This is a genomic window from Caulobacter sp. Root655, from assembly GCF_001427665.1.
Lineage (GTDB): Bacteria > Pseudomonadota > Alphaproteobacteria > Caulobacterales > Caulobacteraceae > Caulobacter.
The window spans coordinates 175063-190447 of sequence record NZ_LMHC01000026.1 but is presented as its reverse complement, the minus strand read 5'-3'; the positions used below and the strand labels follow the sequence as shown (position 1 = coordinate 190447).

Annotated in this window: 15 protein-coding genes; 4 read left to right on the top strand and 11 right to left on the bottom strand. The window is 69.5% G+C overall.

The annotated features are described in order from the left end of the window. Window positions 1–6: 6 nt before the first annotated feature. Both ASD79_RS21610 and ASD79_RS21605 read right to left on the bottom strand, forming a co-directional pair. Window positions 7–294, bottom strand: a complete 288-nt coding sequence (locus ASD79_RS21610; protein ID WP_056725507.1) for a hypothetical protein — start codon at window positions 292–294, stop codon at window positions 7–9. A gap of 104 nt (window positions 295–398) precedes the next feature. Further along, a complete protein-coding gene (locus ASD79_RS21605; RefSeq protein ID WP_056725506.1) occupies window positions 399–1094 on the bottom strand; it encodes a DnaJ family molecular chaperone in 696 nt (231 codons plus the stop codon). 348 nt (window positions 1095–1442) lie between these two features. On the opposite strand from ASD79_RS21605, the gene ASD79_RS21600 reads away from it, so the two are divergent. Beyond that, complete coding sequence (locus tag ASD79_RS21600) at window positions 1443–2279, top strand: hypothetical protein (RefSeq protein ID WP_056725504.1); 837 nt, start codon at window positions 1443–1445, stop codon at window positions 2277–2279. Window positions 2280–2472: 193 nt separating this feature from the next. Here the strand turns inward: ASD79_RS21600 and ASD79_RS21595 are convergent, their stop codons facing one another. The 5 genes from ASD79_RS21595 to ASD79_RS21575 form a co-directional block, all read right to left on the bottom strand. Further along, window positions 2473–3921: a GH1 family beta-glucosidase gene (locus ASD79_RS21595; protein ID WP_056725502.1), complete on the bottom strand. Its 1449-nt coding sequence runs from the start codon at window positions 3919–3921 to the stop codon at window positions 2473–2475. Between the two features lie 89 nt (window positions 3922–4010). Further along, complete coding sequence (locus tag ASD79_RS21590) at window positions 4011–4391, bottom strand: hypothetical protein (RefSeq protein ID WP_056725500.1); 381 nt, start codon at window positions 4389–4391, stop codon at window positions 4011–4013. Between the two features lie 121 nt (window positions 4392–4512). Continuing rightward, window positions 4513–6339, bottom strand: coding sequence for a DUF885 family protein (locus tag ASD79_RS21585; RefSeq protein WP_056725498.1), 1827 nt, complete (start codon window positions 6337–6339; stop codon window positions 4513–4515). Window positions 6340–6380: 41 nt separating this feature from the next. Then, on the bottom strand, window positions 6381–7556 hold the full coding sequence (locus tag ASD79_RS21580) for an MFS transporter (RefSeq protein WP_056725496.1): 1176 nt from the start codon (window positions 7554–7556) through the stop codon (window positions 6381–6383). After that, a complete protein-coding gene (locus ASD79_RS21575; protein WP_056725494.1) occupies window positions 7553–8293 on the bottom strand; it encodes an SDR family oxidoreductase in 741 nt (246 codons plus the stop codon). Before ASD79_RS21575 ends, ASD79_RS21580 begins: the two co-directional genes overlap by 4 nt. Before the next feature lie 109 nt (window positions 8294–8402). Here ASD79_RS21575 and ASD79_RS21570 point away from each other — a divergent pair, with 109 nt between their 5' ends. Continuing rightward, on the top strand, window positions 8403–9008 hold the full coding sequence (locus ASD79_RS21570; protein WP_056725492.1) for a TetR/AcrR family transcriptional regulator: 606 nt from the start codon (window positions 8403–8405) through the stop codon (window positions 9006–9008). Here ASD79_RS21570 and ASD79_RS21565 read toward each other — a convergent pair. Next, on the bottom strand, window positions 9005–9613 hold the full coding sequence (locus ASD79_RS21565) for an FMN-dependent NADH-azoreductase (RefSeq protein ID WP_056725490.1): 609 nt from the start codon (window positions 9611–9613) through the stop codon (window positions 9005–9007). The genes ASD79_RS21570 and ASD79_RS21565 overlap by 4 nt on opposite strands. 112 nt (window positions 9614–9725) lie before the next feature. Between ASD79_RS21565 and ASD79_RS21560 the strand changes: the two genes are divergently transcribed. After that, the gene (locus tag ASD79_RS21560) at window positions 9726–10640 is read left to right on the top strand and encodes a LysR family transcriptional regulator (RefSeq protein WP_056725487.1); all 915 of its coding nucleotides are present in this window, start codon (window positions 9726–9728) and stop codon (window positions 10638–10640) included. 41 nt (window positions 10641–10681) lie between these two features. Then, window positions 10682–11251 (top strand): Uma2 family endonuclease, encoded by a 570-nt coding sequence (locus ASD79_RS21555; protein WP_056725485.1) that lies wholly within the window; start codon window positions 10682–10684, stop codon window positions 11249–11251. Window positions 11252–11308: 57 nt separating this feature from the next. On the opposite strand, the gene metH is transcribed toward ASD79_RS21555, so the two are convergent. The 3 genes from metH to ASD79_RS21540 are packed head-to-tail and all read right to left on the bottom strand — an operon-like array spanning window position 11309 to window position 15374. Continuing rightward, window positions 11309–13978 (bottom strand): methionine synthase, encoded by a 2670-nt coding sequence (gene metH, locus ASD79_RS21550; RefSeq protein ID WP_056725484.1) that lies wholly within the window; start codon window positions 13976–13978, stop codon window positions 11309–11311. Next, window positions 13975–14376, bottom strand: coding sequence for a DUF4259 domain-containing protein (locus ASD79_RS21545; protein ID WP_056725482.1), 402 nt, complete (start codon window positions 14374–14376; stop codon window positions 13975–13977). Before ASD79_RS21545 ends, metH begins: the two co-directional genes overlap by 4 nt. A 2-nt stretch (window positions 14377–14378) precedes the next feature. Further along, a complete protein-coding gene (locus tag ASD79_RS21540; protein ID WP_056725480.1) occupies window positions 14379–15374 on the bottom strand; it encodes an ATP-grasp domain-containing protein in 996 nt (331 codons plus the stop codon). Window positions 15375–15385 lie beyond the last annotated feature (11 nt).

The window sequence follows — 15385 nt, the reverse complement described above, 5'->3', positions numbered from 1 at the left end:
AGCGCCCTAGCGCCGCTCGTTCCAGCCGTAGGCGACCCACGAATGGCCGCCCATGTGGCGGGCTTCGATCAGGCTGGGATCGCTGGGCGTGGCGGCGGCATGGCCGTGACGGGCGCGCAGGGCGAAGGCGGCCAGGCCCAGCAGCGCGGTGGCCATGAAGCCGATGACCACCAGGGTCGCGGCGAACACCACGGCCAGAACGGCGGCGACGGCCACGGCGATCGAGGTCGCTACGGCGCCGGCGACGGTAACCAGGCTGCGCCAGGCGATACCGCTTGCCTTGGGTGTGTCCATCATCGTCCTCGTCAGGCGTAGCCCCGCCCATAAGCTAAGGTGGGGCGCCAGTACTGAACGTCAACTGAACACCCGACCGATGGTTCCGTAAAATGAATTCCGCGCTAACCAGCCGCGAAACCGGCCAATTCGCGACGTTCGCGCATCACCGTGCTGAAAGCGGCGTTGATCGACGCCGATTTCGCCTCGGCCACCTCGACGAACTCCAGAGGCAGGCCGCGGGCCCGCGCCCGGTCCGGGTGGGCTTCTGACAGCGCCGTGCGCCAGGCCAGGTGCACCACGGCGTCCTCGGCGTCGGCCGGCACGTCGAGGATGCGATAGGGATCGTCCGGCTGGGCTCCGATGTGGGTGGCCATCAGGCGACGGAACGACAGCGGCGACACGCCGAACAGGTCGGCGACCCGCTCCAGATAGTCCAGCTCGTCCTGGGTCACCGCGCCGTCGGCCTTGGCGATGTGGAACAGGCCGTCGAGCACGTCCTCCAGCAGCTGCGGGCAGGTGCGGTACCGCTTGGCCAGGCGCTTGGCGTAGCTCTCGAACCCGTGGGTCGTCTGCCGCGCCAGGTCGTACAGGCGATGGATGTTGTTCTCCGACGCCGGGTCGGGATGGAACACCTCGGCGAAGGCGGCGAACTCGTCATGGTCGGCCGAGCCGTCGGCCCGCGCCAGCTTGGCGCCCAGGGCGGTGACGGCGGTCGAGAAGGCAGGGTCCTGTCCGGGCAGGCCGGGCGGACACTCCTGGCATTCCGCCATGTCCAACCGCCGCGCGGCGAGGCTTGCGATGTTACGCCAGAAGGTCATGGCAGCGACGAAAGTCCAGAAGCGTGGCGGAGTAAAGGCGGGGGGAAATACGTAAGACCGCCGTCTACGGACCACGCTCTCAAGGGGCCTTCTAGCACGAAAACGCCGTCGCCCCACCCGGGGCTTGCTGCGTCGCACATTGAAAATTGGTAACCCGCGCCGACGCGTCGGCGCCACGCTTGGGAAATCTTCGTCGCGGGCGGGAGCGTTTTGGCCGGTTGTGTCGTTATGGTCACGCTTTGTCGCCTGGCGGGTTGAAACACCCCTGGCGCCATGCTCCGGTCCCATTGCGGCCGGAAATGAACTATTCGACGCGCACGACGCCCCATCAAGAGGACTTCCGCCCGCATGGCGACCGCTTTCCTTCTCGCCCTGGCCCTGCTGGCCCAGGACGCCCCCGTTTCCACCGCGCCGACCGCCTCCGCTCCTCCGCCCCGCACCACCCCGTCCGCCACGCCGCCGACCGACGACTACGGCTATGTCGGCTGGTGCTACGGCGCGCTGGGCGGCTATGCCGATCTGTACGAAAAGGTGATGCCCGAGGTGACGCGCATCGAGAAGGCCTTCCCCGGTCCCGGCGGCGTCGCCGCGGCGATGAAGGAATATCCGCTGATGCGCGACCAGGCGCGCAGTGACCTGAAGCTGTATCGCGCGGCGATCACGGCGGCCGAGAAGGCCAGCCCCCGCCCGATCGCCGAGTATGGCGCGGCGGCGATCAAGAAGGGCCGCTCGGTCTGGGGCGGTTCGGACCAGGTCGACAAGGCTCGCCTGGCCCAGGTGTGGATGAGCTGGAGCCCGCCCAGCGACTGCGAAACCCGCGCCAAGACCCTGGAGACCAAGTCCAACCTGTTCGGCCAGGCCCTGAACTACAACGTCAAGAAGGACGAGGCCCCCGCCGAGACGGCGCCCGCCATGCCCGAGCCGGAAGCTGCTCCGACCGAGGCGCCGGCCATGGAAGCCCCCGTCGCCGAGGCGCCCGCCCCCGCGCCGGTCGCGCCCAAGCCGGCCGCCGTCAAGACGAAGACCAAGCCGGCCCTGCCCGCGATCGGCGCCAAGCCGGCCGCCATGCCGCTGGCCCAGAAGGGCGAGATCATCATCGACCCCAACGACCCCAAGCCCTGCGCCGGCAGCCTCACCCCCGCCAAGCGTGGCGGCAAGAACGTGCTGATCTGCAAGGCGGATTAAGGGGCGACCTTAGAAACCCTCTCCCAGAGGGAGAGGGAGGGACCCACGCTGCAAGCGTGGGAGGGTGAGGGGTTTAGACGTTGGACGGCGTGCCGGCAGGGCGTTGGGGATGGGCGGTTGACGGCGTCACCCCTCACCCTCCCACCGCTGCGCGGCGGGTCCCTCCCTCTCCCCTCCGGGAGAGGGTTTCACTTCAAGGCTTCAACGGCAGCAACCCGCTCTGCGCCAGCGCCTTGAACCACCCATAAGACGCTTTCGGCGTCCGCACCCCGGTCGCGCGGTCCATCGCCACCAGGCCGAACTTCGACGTGTAGCCGATGTCCCACTCCCAGTTGTCGATCAGGGTCCAGGTGAAGTAGCCGCCGATCCGCGAGCCGGCCTCCATCGCCCCCTTCACCGCCTCCAGATGGCGACGCAGGTACTGGCTGCGGAAGCCGTCGTCGATCACGCCCGGCCCGTTGCCGAATGGGTCGGAGCAGCCGTTCTCGGTGATCAGGACCCGCGGATTGCCGTAGTCGCGGCGCACCATCTCCAGCACCTGGCCCAGCCCGGACGGATCGATCTGGCGACCGAAGGCGTCGAGCTCCGCGCCCTGCGGCGGCGCCCCCGGGGCGATGTGGCTGGCCGATTTCAGGTCCAGCTTCACATAGGCCGGGGCGTAGTAGTTGACCCCCAGGAAGTCGATCGGCTGGCGGATGGTCACCAGGTCGCCGTCGCGGACGTGGCCCTTGAGGAAGTCCTCCATCAGGCTCGGATAGGTCCCCTTCAGCAGCGGATCCAGCCAGGCCCGGTTCCACAGGGCGTCCAGCCCCTGGGCCGCCGGACGGTTCCAGAACGCCAGCGCCCCGCCCGCCTGGCGGCACGGCTGCAGCGCCTGGGTCGTGCCGATCGTCAGGTCGCCGTGGGCGGCGCGCAGGGCCTGAATGGCCAGCCCCTGGCCCAGGTTCATGTGGTGGGTGGTCGGGCCCAGCAGGGCGATGTCCTTGAGGCCCGGAGCATGCTCGCCCAGCACATGGCCGAACACCGTGTGCACCGCCGGCTCGTTGAGGGTGATGAAGTGCTTGAGCCGGTCGCCCAGCCGCGCGGCCACGGCGGCGGCGTAGTCGGCGAAGCTGCGGGCCGTGTCGCGCGCGCTCCAGCCGCCCTTGTCCTGCAACGCCTGGGGCAGGTCCCAGTGGAACAGGGTGGCGTAGGGCGTGACCCCCTTGGCCAGGCAGGCGTCGACCAGGCGGTCATAGTGGTCCAGCCCGGCGGCGTTGACCGTGCCTGCCCCGGTCGGCAGCACGCGCGACCACGCCATCGAGAACCGGAAGGCCTTCAGCCCCGCCCCGGCGATCAGGTCGACGTCCTCGGCGTAGCGGCGATAGCTGTCGGTGGCGAGGTCGGCGGTCGAGCCGTCCTTGATCTGCCCCGGCTGCTTCTCGAAGGTGTCCCAGATGCTGGGGCCGCGACCGTCGGCCGTGGGCGAGCCCTCGGTCTGGAAGGCCGCCGTCGCCACGCCCCAGATGAAGTCGTCGGGAAACTGGCGCGACTTGATCGTCACCTCGGTCTTGCCCGCCCGGTCGCAACCGCTCAAGCCCACGCCGATCGCCCCGCCGGCCGCCAGAACGCCCAGCGTCCTGCGGTTGATGCCCTTGTCCAAGTTCGCCCCCTGCCCCGTCGAAAGTCGTCGCCTTCGTTCAGCGGAAGGATGATCTCAAATCACCGCGATGGCCAGTCCGGCGGCGGCGATCACCAGGGGCGCCAGATCACCTTGGGCGAGCCGTTTTCGAGCACGATCATCAGGGTGCAGTCGGTGACGTCCTTCGATTCCGGCACGGGATGCTCGGTCGAATAGCCGTTGAAGTCCGACCAGTAGAGGGTCTGGCCTTCGTCATCGTTCACCCAGAACGAGACCACCCATGCGCCGTTGTCGGCTTTGATCGTGATGTGATGGTCCGCCCAGTAACGCGAGTCCGAACAGTCGGGCAGGAAGATCCAGTTGTTGTCGCCGCCGCCGGTGTGGGTGACGCCGAGGGCGGCGATCGCGCAATCGTCCTCGGAATGCTCGATGCTGTCCAGATAGGCGGACATGCCGGTGGCGTTGGCGACGGCGTAAAGAATGTGAGCCATGATTTCCCCCTGGTTGTTTTGGCGGCGAGAAACCACCTAAAGGACACCATGACGCAAGCTCAACCATAAGGCTAGAGGTTTCGCAGAACATCGGTATGGGATTTTCGCTGGCGCGCTCGGCTCACCGTCCCGCGATATAGCGGTCGATCACCCCCTCCAGCTGGGTCAGCGGGACGTTGCCGCCCATCACCACCGCATCGTCGAAGGCGCCAAGCTGGAACCGCGCGCCCAGGGCCGCCTGGGCCTTGGTCCGCAGGCGGACGATCTCGCTGTGACCCACCTTGTAGCCGCAGGCCTGGCCCGGCCAGGCGCAATAGCGGTCGACCTCGCCGCTGACCTCCTGCTCCGTCGAGCCGTTGGTGGTCACGAACCAGTCGATGGCCTGCTGGCGGCTCCAGCGCTTGGCGTGGATGCCGGTGTCGACCACCAGACGGCAGGCGCGGAAGGCGATCGACTGCAGATAGCCCCGCCGCCCCAGCGGATCGTCGTCATAGGCCCCCAGCTCGTCGGCCAATTGCTCGGCATAGAGCGCCCAGCCCTCGGAATAGGCATTGAAGGCCAGCAGCGAGCGCGCCAGCGGCAGCTTGTAGGTGTATTCGCCCTGCCAGATGTGGCCCGGTATGCCCTCGTGATAGGTCAGGGTCGGCAGGGCGTAGCGCGGCCAGATGCCGGTGTCGCGCAGGTTGATATAGTAGTTTCCGGGCACCGTGCCGTCGATCGAACCGGCCCCGGCATAGCCGCCCGGCGCGCCGTCCTGAATCTCGACCGGCACCCGCTTGATGATCAGGTTGCCCGGCGCCAGGGTGTTGAAGGCGCGCGGCAGGCGAGTGCGGATGTCGGCCACCCGGCCGTTCAGATAGGCCAGGATCTGGGCCCGGCCGGCGTCGGTGTTGGGGAACAGGTTCTTGGGGTCTTCGCCCAGCGCCTTCATCCGCGCCCCTACCGTGCCCTGGCTCAGGCCCTGGGCCTTCAGCAGCACGTCCATGCGGGCCGAGAGCTCGCGCACCTGCTCCAGGCCCATGGCGTGGACGGCGTCGGGCGACAGGGTACTGGTCGTGCCCGCCCGCAGCGCCCAGGCGTAGTAGGCCTCGCCGTCGGGCAGCTTCCAGGCCCCGGCGTCGCCGGTCGCCCGGGCGCGGTGGGCGGTCAGTTCGGCGATCTGGCGGTCCATGGCCGGGGCGATCCTGCTCTCCGCGATGGCGGCGGCGCGGCGGACGTGATCGCCGGGCGCGCCCTGGACCTTCTTGGCCAGCGCGGTGACTAGGCCCCACTCGCCGACCGGCTGGGCCCGCGCGCCCTTCATCTGCTTGAGGGTCTTGTCGAGCAGGAAGTCCGGCGCGACCACGCCCAGGCCCCCGTCGTGCTTCAGGCGGGCCGTCTCGCCGTCGAGGGCGGCGGCGTACAGCTCCAATCGGGCCAGATAGGCGTCGGCGTCGGCCGCGTTGGCGATGCCGTGCTGGCTGTCGAGGAAGTCGGGGATCTCGACGAAGGCCCCGGTGTTCTGGGCCACCACATAGGGCGCGTTGCGGTAGGACCATTGCGCGCTGAGGCCGATGGCGTCGCCATAGGCGAAGTCGAAACCCTCGACCGCCAGTTCGTGGGCGGTCTGGACGACACCAAGGTCGAGGGCCGCGGCGGGGCTCAGGCCCTTGCGGTCCACGGCCTTCATCGCGGCGACCCGCGCCTTGGCCGCCGCCGCCAGCCTTGCCCGGCCTTCCAGGGAGCGGTCGGTCAGCGTCGCCTTCAGTCCAGCCCGAGCGCCCTTGTCGAGCCCGAGCGCGCTGGCGTTCTCGGGATATTCCCGCATCAGGTCCTCGGCCACGCCCGACAACAGCGCCTCGGCGGCGGCGTCGCCGGGCGCGGCGGCCAAGGCGGCTCCGCCGGTCGCCGCCGTCGCGAGCGCGGCGCCGCCGAGGGCCAGAACGTCACGTCGATTGAATTGGCTCACGGAGCGCCTCCCGGATTCGATCCCGAGTCCTAGCGCGGTTTTTACGGGGATACACACGCCTCGCGTCGGCCGAGCCCGATTCTCCGCCTCATCAGCGCCGCCAGCGACGCCGTCAGCAGCGCCAGGGCCGCCGCGCCCAGTCCGATCCGCGCCAGACCTAGGACCTCGGCCATCCCGCCGCCGAACACCGCGCCCAGGGCGATGCCGAGGTTGGCGGCGCTGATATTGAGGGCGCTGGCGAAGGCCGCCGCCTCGCCTCCGGCCAGCACGACCCGCACCTGGCAGAGCACGAAGACCGCCGTATGGGCGACGCCCCACAGGGCCAGCAGGCCGACCAGCGCCGCCAGACCGTCGTGCCAGATGGCCGACAGGACGAAGGCCACCGCCAGGGCCAGCATGGCCGTGATCGTAGCCGCCAGCGGACGGCGCTCCGCCACCCGCCCGGCCAGGGTGTTGCCCGCCAGCCCGGCCAGCCCGAAGCCCCCCAGGCACAGCGCCACCGCCCACGGCTCCAGCCCCGCCACGGTCTCCAGCCAGGCCGACAAATAGGTGTAGCCGGCGAACATCGCGGTGAAGGCCGCGACCGACAGGGCCAGGTGCGCCAGGAAGCGTGGCCGGGCCAGCAGGCCGGCCTGGGCGCGCCGATCGCCGGGAGCGGACGGCGTGTCGGGGAACAGGATCATCGCCAGGCCCATCGCCGCCGCCATGCCGCCGAGGATCAGGAATGGACCACGCCAGCCGTCGCCGCCGGCCAGCAAGACGCCGGCCGGCACGGCGAACACCAGCCCGATCACCGTGCCCAGGTTGGCGTCGGCCAGCGCCTTGCCGCGTCCGCCCGCCGGGGCCAGGGCGACCAGAGCCGCCGCGCCGACGCTGAAGAACACTGGCAACACCGCGCCCTGGGCCACGCGCACGGCCAGCAGCACGAGATAGTGCGGGAACAGCACCGCCAGGCCGTTGCCGACCGCGAAGACCGCCAGGCTGGCGGCCAGCACCCGGCGCGCCGACCAGCGCCCGGCCCAGGCCGTCAGTCCCGGCCCCAGGATCGCGGCGGCCAGGGCGAAGCCGGCCACCAGGCCGCCGGCCCGGCCGAGCGGAATCCGAAGATCCCGGGCCAAGGCCGGCAGCAGGCCCACGACGATGAACTCGGTCGCCACGACGACGGCCAGGGCCGGCGCCAGCAGCCAGGCCGCCCGTCGCGCCGACCTTGACGTCACGCGTTCGCCCCACCGTCGATGGTCAGGCCCGCGCCATTGATGAACCGGCCCTCGCCGCCGGCCACGAAGGCCACCAGGGCGGCGATGTCCTCGGGCTTGCCATATTCCGGGATCGCCATGCGAGCGCGCTGGGTATCGGCCTGGGGCCCGACGGCCGGGTTCATGTCGGTGTCGGTCGAGCCGGGATGGACGATGTTGACGGTGATCCCACGCGGCCCGAGGTCGCGCGCCAGGCCCTTGGTCCAGCCGATCAAGGCCGCCTTGCTCAGCGAGTAGAGGGCCATGCCCGGTTCGGTCACCCGCTCGGCCAGGCAGCTGCCGATCGAGATGATCCGCCCGCCCCGGGGCAGGTGGCGGGCGGCGGCCTGCGAGGCGATCACGGCGGCCCGGACATTGACGGCCAGGGTGATGTCGATATCGGCCAGCGTCAGGTCCTCGACCGGTCCGCCCCGCCAGATGCCGGCGTTGTTGACCAGGATGTCCAGGCCGCCCAGGGCGCGGGCCGCCTCGTCGACGGCCGCGCTCATCGCCGCGGGATCCGCCGCGTCGGCTCGGATGGCCACGCCTCGCCGCCCCAACTTGGCGACCTCCGCGACCAGGGCGTCGGCCTTCTCGGTCGAGCGCTCGTAGGTGATGGCGACGTCGGCCCCGTCCCGCGCCAGACGCAGGGCGATGGCCGCGCCGATGCCCCGGCTGGCGCCGGTGACCAGGGCCCGTTTTCCGGTGAGATCGCTCATGGCGGTTCCTTTCCGTGTTGATCGCACAAAAATAGCGCCGCCTTGCCACGCCCGGTCAAGCGATTTATATAACGATCATCACAGAAATAGACGGAGGCTTCGGACAGGCATGGCGGAACGCGGCCGACCGCGCGGCTTCGATCGCGACCTGGCCCTGGCCAAGGCCATGGAGGTGTTCTGGGCCCGGGGCTACGAAGGCGCGTCGATGACCGACCTGACCGCGGCCATGGGCATCGCCTCGCCCAGCCTCTACGCCGCTTTCGGCTGCAAGGAGGCGCTGTTCCGCGAGGCGCTGCGGCTCTACGCGGCCACCGAAAGCGACGGGATCTGGGGCGGCCTCGAAACCGCGCCCACCGCGCGGGCGGGGTTCGAAAGCTTCCTGTACGCCACCGCCCGGGTGTTCACCCGCCCCGGCAAGCCGACGGGCTGCCTGGTGGTGCTGTCGGCCCTGAACGCCAGCGAACTGAACCAGACGGTCCGCGAGGAACTGGTCCGGGGCCGCGCCGCGATGGCCGACGGGCTGGAGGCGCGCCTGAAACGCGGCCAGCGGGACGGTGACGTGCAGGCCGGCGCCGACACCCGCGCGATCGCCGCCTATTTCGCCACCGTCCAACAGGGCATGTCGATCCAGGCCCGCGATGGCGCGACCCGGGCGACGCTGGAAGCGATCGCCCGGGTCGCGCTGTCGGGTTGGGACAGTTTGGTCGGGGCCTAGGCGGCCAGTTTCAGGATTTCAGCTTCCGCGCCTTCGACCGACTTGGCGCGCTGCTCGTCGCCCATCGCCACGCCCTCGGCGCGGATGAAGCGGACGTCGGTGATCCCGAAGAAGTTGAAGACGCCGCGCAGATAGGTCTCCTGATGGTCGAAGGCCGCCATCGGCGTGCCTTCGGCATAAACCCCGCCGCGCGACGAGGCGATGATCACCGTCTTGCCGCCGGCCAGGCCTTCGACGCCGTTCGCGCCGTAGCGGAAGGTGCGGCCGGCGATGGCCAGGCGGTCGATCCAGGCCTTGAGCTGGGTGGGGATCGAGAAGTTGTACATCGGCGCGCCGACCACCACGATGTCGGCGGCCAGGAACGCCTCGAGTACTGCCACGCCGTCGTCGAAGTCGGCGGCGAGCGTCGCGTCTTCGGGCACGGCGCCTTGTCCGGCGGCGAGATGCGCGCCCGACAGGTGCCCCACAGGCGCAGCGGCCAGGTCGCGGTAGCTGACCTGCAGGCCCGGATGCTGGGCCCGCTGGGCGGCGACGATGGCCGACGACAGGGTGCGGCTGACCGAGCCGGCGCCCAGGATGCTGGAATCGATGTGCAGAAGTTTCATGGCGCTAGAGGCTCCGTCACCGCGTTCTCTCGCGGCGACGGGATAACTAGGGCTGCATCGTCCAGTGCAGTAGCCTATATATTGCGATCACACCTATCGTCAGGAGCGATACATGATCGACGGTGTTTCCCTCGACCAACTGCGCACCTTCCTGGCCGCGGCCGATGAAGGCAGCTTCTCGGCGGCGGGCCGTCGGCTGGGCCGCGCCCAGTCGGTGGTCAGCCAGACCCTGGCCAATCTGGAGGGCCAAATCGGGGTGCGGCTGTTCGACCGCGCCGCGCGCCTGCCGGTGCTGACCGACGAAGGCCGGTCGCTGCTGCTCGAAGCCCGCCTGGTGGCCGGCCGTATGGACGCCTTCAAGGCCCGCGCCGCCAGCCTGGCCGGCGGACTGGAGCCGGAGGTGTCGGTGGTGATCGACGTGATGTTCCCGATGGAGTTGCTGACCCACGCCATCGGCGACTTCCAGGCGCTGTTCCCCGACACCGCCCTGCGCGTCCATGTCGAGGCCCTGGGCGCGGTGCTGCAGCCGGTGCTGGACGGCCGCGCCGCGTTCGCGGTGATGGGCTCGCTGCCCGACGCGCCGCCGGCGCTGGTGCGCGAGCGGCTGGTGACCATGCGCATGGTCTTCGTGGCCTCGTCCGGCCATCCGCTGGCCGACCACGCGGGGCCCGTGCCGACCGAGGAACTGTCGCGCCACGTCCAACTGGTGCTGACCGACCGCTCGCCCCTGACCCAGGGCCGCGAATTCGGGGTGATCTCGCCCCGGACCTGGCGCCTGGCCGACCTGGGGGCCAAGCACGCCTTCCTGCGGGCCGGCCTGGGTTGGGGCGGCATGCCCTGGCACCTGGTCCAGCCGGAGCTGGAAGCCGGGACCCTGGTCGAGATCCAGCCGGAGGAGGCGCCCGCCGGCGGCTTCGCGATGCCGATGTACGCCGCCCACCGCGCCGACACGCCGCCCGGTCCGGCCGGCCGCTGGCTGATCGAGCGGCTGAAGGACACGGCGGCGCAGTGCCCGGATCAGGGGTGAGGCAGCGTGCGCGGCCTCCCCCTCCATGCTAATCTGCGCCCATGAACGCGCCCGTTCGCCCCTCCCCTGACCTGCCCCGCCGGCTGTTCACCACGCAGGACGTGTTCCGCATGGTCGAGGCCGGCGTGATGCAGGAGGACGAGAACGTCGAGTTGATCGAGGGGGAACTCGTGGTCATGGCCGCCAAGAAGAACGACCATGAGATCTTCAAGAGCGCCTTGCTCGAATGGCTGGTGAAGGGCAAGGCCGACGACCAGCGAGTGGGCGTCGAGACCACGCTCTACCTGGCCGAAATGCTGTTCGTCGAACCCGACCTGATGCTCTATCCGCGCGCCATCAAGCCACAGGACCTGACCGGCGGGGACATCACCCTGCTGATCGAGGTCAGCGACGACAGCCTGTCGCGCGATCTGGGCCTGAAGGCGGCGATCTACGCCGATCACGGGGTGCGCGACTACTGGGTGGTGGATGTGGAGGCGCGGCGCGTGACCGTCCATCGTGACCCGACGGACGAAGGCTATCGGTCGGTGGAGATCTTGGAGGCCGGCGCCGAGATCGCCGCGCTGCTGGCGCCGGAACTCGCGATGAGGCTGGCGGACCTGTTGGACTGAGAGCCCGGAACGGGGACAGGCACATGTGCCTGTCCCCAGTCGTACCAAGGCTTGATGCTAAGCCGCCGCGTCCCGCGCCCGCGCCGCCGGGTCGTAGTTGAGGATCGGCGACAGCCACTTCTCGGCGAAGGCCATGTCCCAGCCCTTGCGGCGGGCATAGTCCTCGACCTGGTCGGCGTCGATCTTGCCGACCCCGAAATAGTGGCTCTTGGGATGGCTGAAATAGAAACCTGACACCGCCGCGCCGGGGCTCATGGCATAGCTCTCGGTGAGGATCATGCCCGTGGCCGCCTCGGCGTCGAGCAGCTTGAACAGCGTGCCCTTCTCGGTGTGGTCGGGCTGGGCCGGATAGCCGGGGGCCGGGCGGATGCCCTGGTACTTCTCGGCGATCATCACGTCGGTATCGAGCCCCTCATCTGGGGCGTAGCCCCAGAGCTCAATACGCGCCTTGTAGTGCAGCCACTCGGCGAAGGCCTCGGCCAGGCGGTCGGCCAGGGCCGAGGCCATGATCGCCGAATAGTCGTCGCCGGCGTCCTTGAAGCGCTTGACGATCTCGTCCTCGCCGTGGCCGGCGGTGACGGCGAAGCCACCGACATAGTCGGGCCCGTGGCCGATCGGCGCGACGAAGTCAGCCAGGGCGGCGTTCATCTTGCCCGCGCCCTTGTCCATCTGCTGGCGCAGGGTGAACAGCCGCGACAGCTCGGTCGCGCGGGTTTCATCCGTATAGAGAACGATGTCGTCGCCGTCGGCCTGGGCCGGCCAGAAGCCGATCACGCCCCTGGCCCCGAACCACTTCTCGGCCACCACCTTGTCGAGCATCTCGCGGGCTTCGCGATAGAGGTCGGTGGCGGCCTGGCCGACCACGTCGTCCTCCAGGATCTGCGGGAAGCGGCCGATCAGCTCCCAGCTGGCGAAGAACGGCGACCAGTCGATGAACGGGACCAGCTCGGCCAGCGACGGCTCGAAGCTTCGCACGCCGATGAAGCTGGGCTTGGGCGGGACGTAGCCGGCCCACTCGATCTCGAACTTCTTCTTGCGAGCATCGACGATGTTGGTCCGCGCCTTGTTCGACTGGCCCCGGGCATATTGCTCGCGGATGCGGACATATTCCGTGCGGGTCTCGGCCTGCAGGCGGTCGCGCTCGCTGGGCGACAGCAGGCCCGAGACGACGCCAACGGCGCGGCTGGCGTCGAGCACATAGGTGGTCGAGCCCTTGTGGTAGGCCGGTTCGATCTTGACCGCCGTGTGGGTGCGGCTGGTGGTGGCCCCGCCGATCAGCAGCGGCATGGTGAAGCCCTGACGCTCCATCTCCGAGGCCACGAACACCATCTCGTCCAGCGACGGCGTGATCAGGCCCGACAGGCCGATCATGTCGACGTTGTGCTTCTTGGCTTCCTCGAGGATGCGGTCGGCCGGGACCATCACGCCCAGGTCGATGACCTCGTAGTTGTTACATTGCAGCACGACGCCGACGATGTTCTTGCCGATGTCGTGGACGTCGCCCTTCACCGTGGCCATCAGGATGCGGCCGGCCTGCTCGCGCGGCTTGCCGGCCTTCTCGGCCTCCATGAACGGCTCCAGCCAGGCCACGGCCTGCTTCATGACCCGGGCCGACTTGACCACCTGCGGCAGGAACATCTTGCCCGAGCCGAACAGGTCGCCGACCACGTTCATGCCGTCCATCAGGTGGCCTTCGATGACGTGCAGCGGGCGTTCGACCGACAGGCGCGCTTCCTCGGTGTCAGCGTCGATGAACTCGGTGATGCCGTTGACCAGGGCGTGGGTGATGCGCTCGCCCACCGTGCCCTTGCGCCATTCGAGATTGGCGGTCTGGACCTGGCTCTTGTCGCCCTTGTAGCGCGGGGCCATGTCGACCAGCCGCTCGGTGTTGGAGACATTGGTGCGCTGCGGGCGGTTGAGGATCACGTCCTCGACGGCCTCGCGCAGTTCGGGGTCCAGCGCGTCGTAGACCGGCAGGTCGCCGGCGTTGACGATGCCCATGTCCATGCCCGCGGCGATGGCGTGGTAGAGGAACACCGAGTGGATGGCCCGCCGCACCGGCTCGTTGCCGCGGAAGCTGAACGACACGTTCGACACCCCGCCGCTGATGCGGGCGTAGGGCAGGCGCTTCTTGATCTCGCGCGTGCCCTCGATGAAGTCGACGGCGTAGTTGTCGTGTTCCTCGATCCCGGTCGCCACGGCGAAGATGTTGGGATCGAAGATGATGTCTTCCGGCGGGAAGCCCACCTTGTCGACCAGGATATTGTAGGCCTTCTCGCAGATCTCGATCTTGCGGGCGGCGGTGTCGGCCTGGCCGACTTCGTCGAAGGCCATGACCACCACGGCCGCGCCGTAGCGCAGGCACAGGCGTGCCTGCTCGATGAACTTGGCTTCGCCCTCCTTCATGGAGATCGAGTTGACGATGGCCTTGCCCTGCACGCACTTCAGGCCGGCCTCGATCACCTCCCACTTGGAGCTGTCGATCATCACCGGCACCCGGGCGATGTCGGGCTCGGCCGCCATCAGGTTCAGGTAGGTGATCATCGCCTGCTTGGAGTCGAGCAGGCCCTCGTCCATGTTGACGTCGATGACCTGGGCCCCGGCCTCGACCTGCTGGCGGGCCACCGACAGGGCGGCCGGATAGTCGCCCTCGATGACCAGCTTCTTGAACCTGGCCGAGCCGGTGACGTTGGTGCGCTCACCGATGTTGACGAAAACGGGTCTCATTGGGGTGCACTCAAGGTCGTTTGCAGGGCGGCGATCTGGGTGAGCCACGCGTCGTGGTCGTCACCCTCCTGCCAGAGTTCGTCGAGTTCGGACGCCGGGGCGACCACGCGCGCCAAGGCCGAGCGGGCCAGCGCCACCGCGCCTTCCGGCGGAGCGCCGAGGGCGGCCTTCAGTTGGCGATGGCTGTCGGGCAGGATCGTGGCCTCGCCGACGGCGGCCGCGACGATGGCGGCGGCGGCCACGGCGATCTCGCCTTCCGGCGCCTCCAGATAACCCGCTGTCTTAGTGACGTGGTCGAGCATCTGCACGACCGTGCGCCAGTCGGGCGCCTCGGCCAGGTCGCCAACGAAATCCATCGCCTCGTCGTTGTCGAAAAGTCCGCTAGCCCAGGCGCTCATCGTCAGGCCGCCACGGCTTTGGCGCGGGCGATCGCCAGATCGATCTGGCCGGCCAGGAAGTCCGCGAACGCGATGCCCTGGGCCTTCAGCGACTTGGGGTACAGCGAGGCGGCGGTCATGCCCGGCAGGGTGTTGATCTCCAGGAAGATCGGGCCTTCCGGGGTGACGATGAAGTCGCTGCGCGAATAGCCGCCGGCCCCGACCGTCTTGTGGGCCCGCAGCGCCGCGTCCTGCATGGCGGCGTTGACTTCGGCTGCGAAGGTGGCCGGGCAGATCTCCTCGGTCGTCTTGGCCAGGTACTTGCCGACATAGTCGAAGGCGCCGTCGGCCGGGCGGATCTCGACCGGCGGCAGGGCGAAGACCCGGCCATCCTGTTCCAGCACGCCGCAGGTGGCCTCGGCCCCGGCCACGAAGGGCTCGATCACATAGGCCTCGCGCCCGGCCGCGTCGGCCAGGCGTTCCAGGTCGGCGGGACCGTTGACGAAGATCAGGCCGTAGCTGGAGCCGTCGGCCACCGGCTTGGCGACCAGCTTGCCGTATCGGGCCAGCGCCGCCTCGGCGTCGGCCAGGTCCACGGTCAGGGGCGCGACCACCCCGGCCTTGGCCACGGCGGCCTTGGTGGCGATCTTGTCGAAGGCCAGGCGGCTGGAGACCGAGTTCGAACCGGTGAAGGCCACGCCGCGCGCCTCGCACAGGGCCGCCAGGTCGCCGTTCTCGGCCGCGCCGCCGTGCATGCCCAGCACCAGGACCCGGCCTTCGGCCTTGGCCTGGTCCAGCGCCGCCTCGATGCCGCCGATCGGGGCGCCTTGCGTGGGCAGGTCGATCTCGAACGGCCGGGCGTGAGCCTGCAGGGCCTCGAAGCCGGCGACATAGACCTTGTCGTCCGGCGCCCAGAACCACAGGTCGGCGCCCGGCAAGGCCTTGGCCAGCGCCTGGGCGCTGGCCACCGAGACCAGGCGCTCGCGGCTCATGCCGCCGAACAGGAGGGTGGTGCGCATCGTCAAGAGTC

What these genes read in the sequence shown, in the direction of transcription:
- ASD79_RS21610 (WP_056725507.1), bottom strand. Translation starts at nt 294, where the DNA reads ATGGACACACCCAAGGCAAGCGGTATCGCCTGGCGCAGCCTGGTTACC.
- ASD79_RS21605 (WP_056725506.1), bottom strand. Translation starts at nt 1,094, where the DNA reads ATGACCTTCTGGCGTAACATCGCAAGCCTCGCCGCGCGGCGGTTGGAC.
- ASD79_RS21600 (WP_056725504.1), top strand. Translation starts at nt 1,443, where the DNA reads ATGGCGACCGCTTTCCTTCTCGCCCTGGCCCTGCTGGCCCAGGACGCC.
- ASD79_RS21590 (WP_056725500.1), bottom strand. Translation starts at nt 4,391, where the DNA reads ATGGCTCACATTCTTTACGCCGTCGCCAACGCCACCGGCATGTCCGCC.
- ASD79_RS21575 (WP_056725494.1), bottom strand. Translation starts at nt 8,293, where the DNA reads ATGAGCGATCTCACCGGAAAACGGGCCCTGGTCACCGGCGCCAGCCGG.
- ASD79_RS21570 (WP_056725492.1), top strand. Translation starts at nt 8,403, where the DNA reads ATGGCGGAACGCGGCCGACCGCGCGGCTTCGATCGCGACCTGGCCCTG.
- ASD79_RS21565 (WP_056725490.1), bottom strand. Translation starts at nt 9,613, where the DNA reads ATGAAACTTCTGCACATCGATTCCAGCATCCTGGGCGCCGGCTCGGTC.
- ASD79_RS21560 (WP_056725487.1), top strand. Translation starts at nt 9,726, where the DNA reads ATGATCGACGGTGTTTCCCTCGACCAACTGCGCACCTTCCTGGCCGCG.
- ASD79_RS21555 (WP_056725485.1), top strand. Translation starts at nt 10,682, where the DNA reads ATGAACGCGCCCGTTCGCCCCTCCCCTGACCTGCCCCGCCGGCTGTTC.
- metH (WP_056725484.1), bottom strand. Translation starts at nt 13,978, where the DNA reads ATGAGACCCGTTTTCGTCAACATCGGTGAGCGCACCAACGTCACCGGC.
- ASD79_RS21545 (WP_056725482.1), bottom strand. Translation starts at nt 14,376, where the DNA reads ATGAGCGCCTGGGCTAGCGGACTTTTCGACAACGACGAGGCGATGGAT.
- ASD79_RS21540 (WP_056725480.1), bottom strand. Translation starts at nt 15,374, where the DNA reads ATGCGCACCACCCTCCTGTTCGGCGGCATGAGCCGCGAGCGCCTGGTC.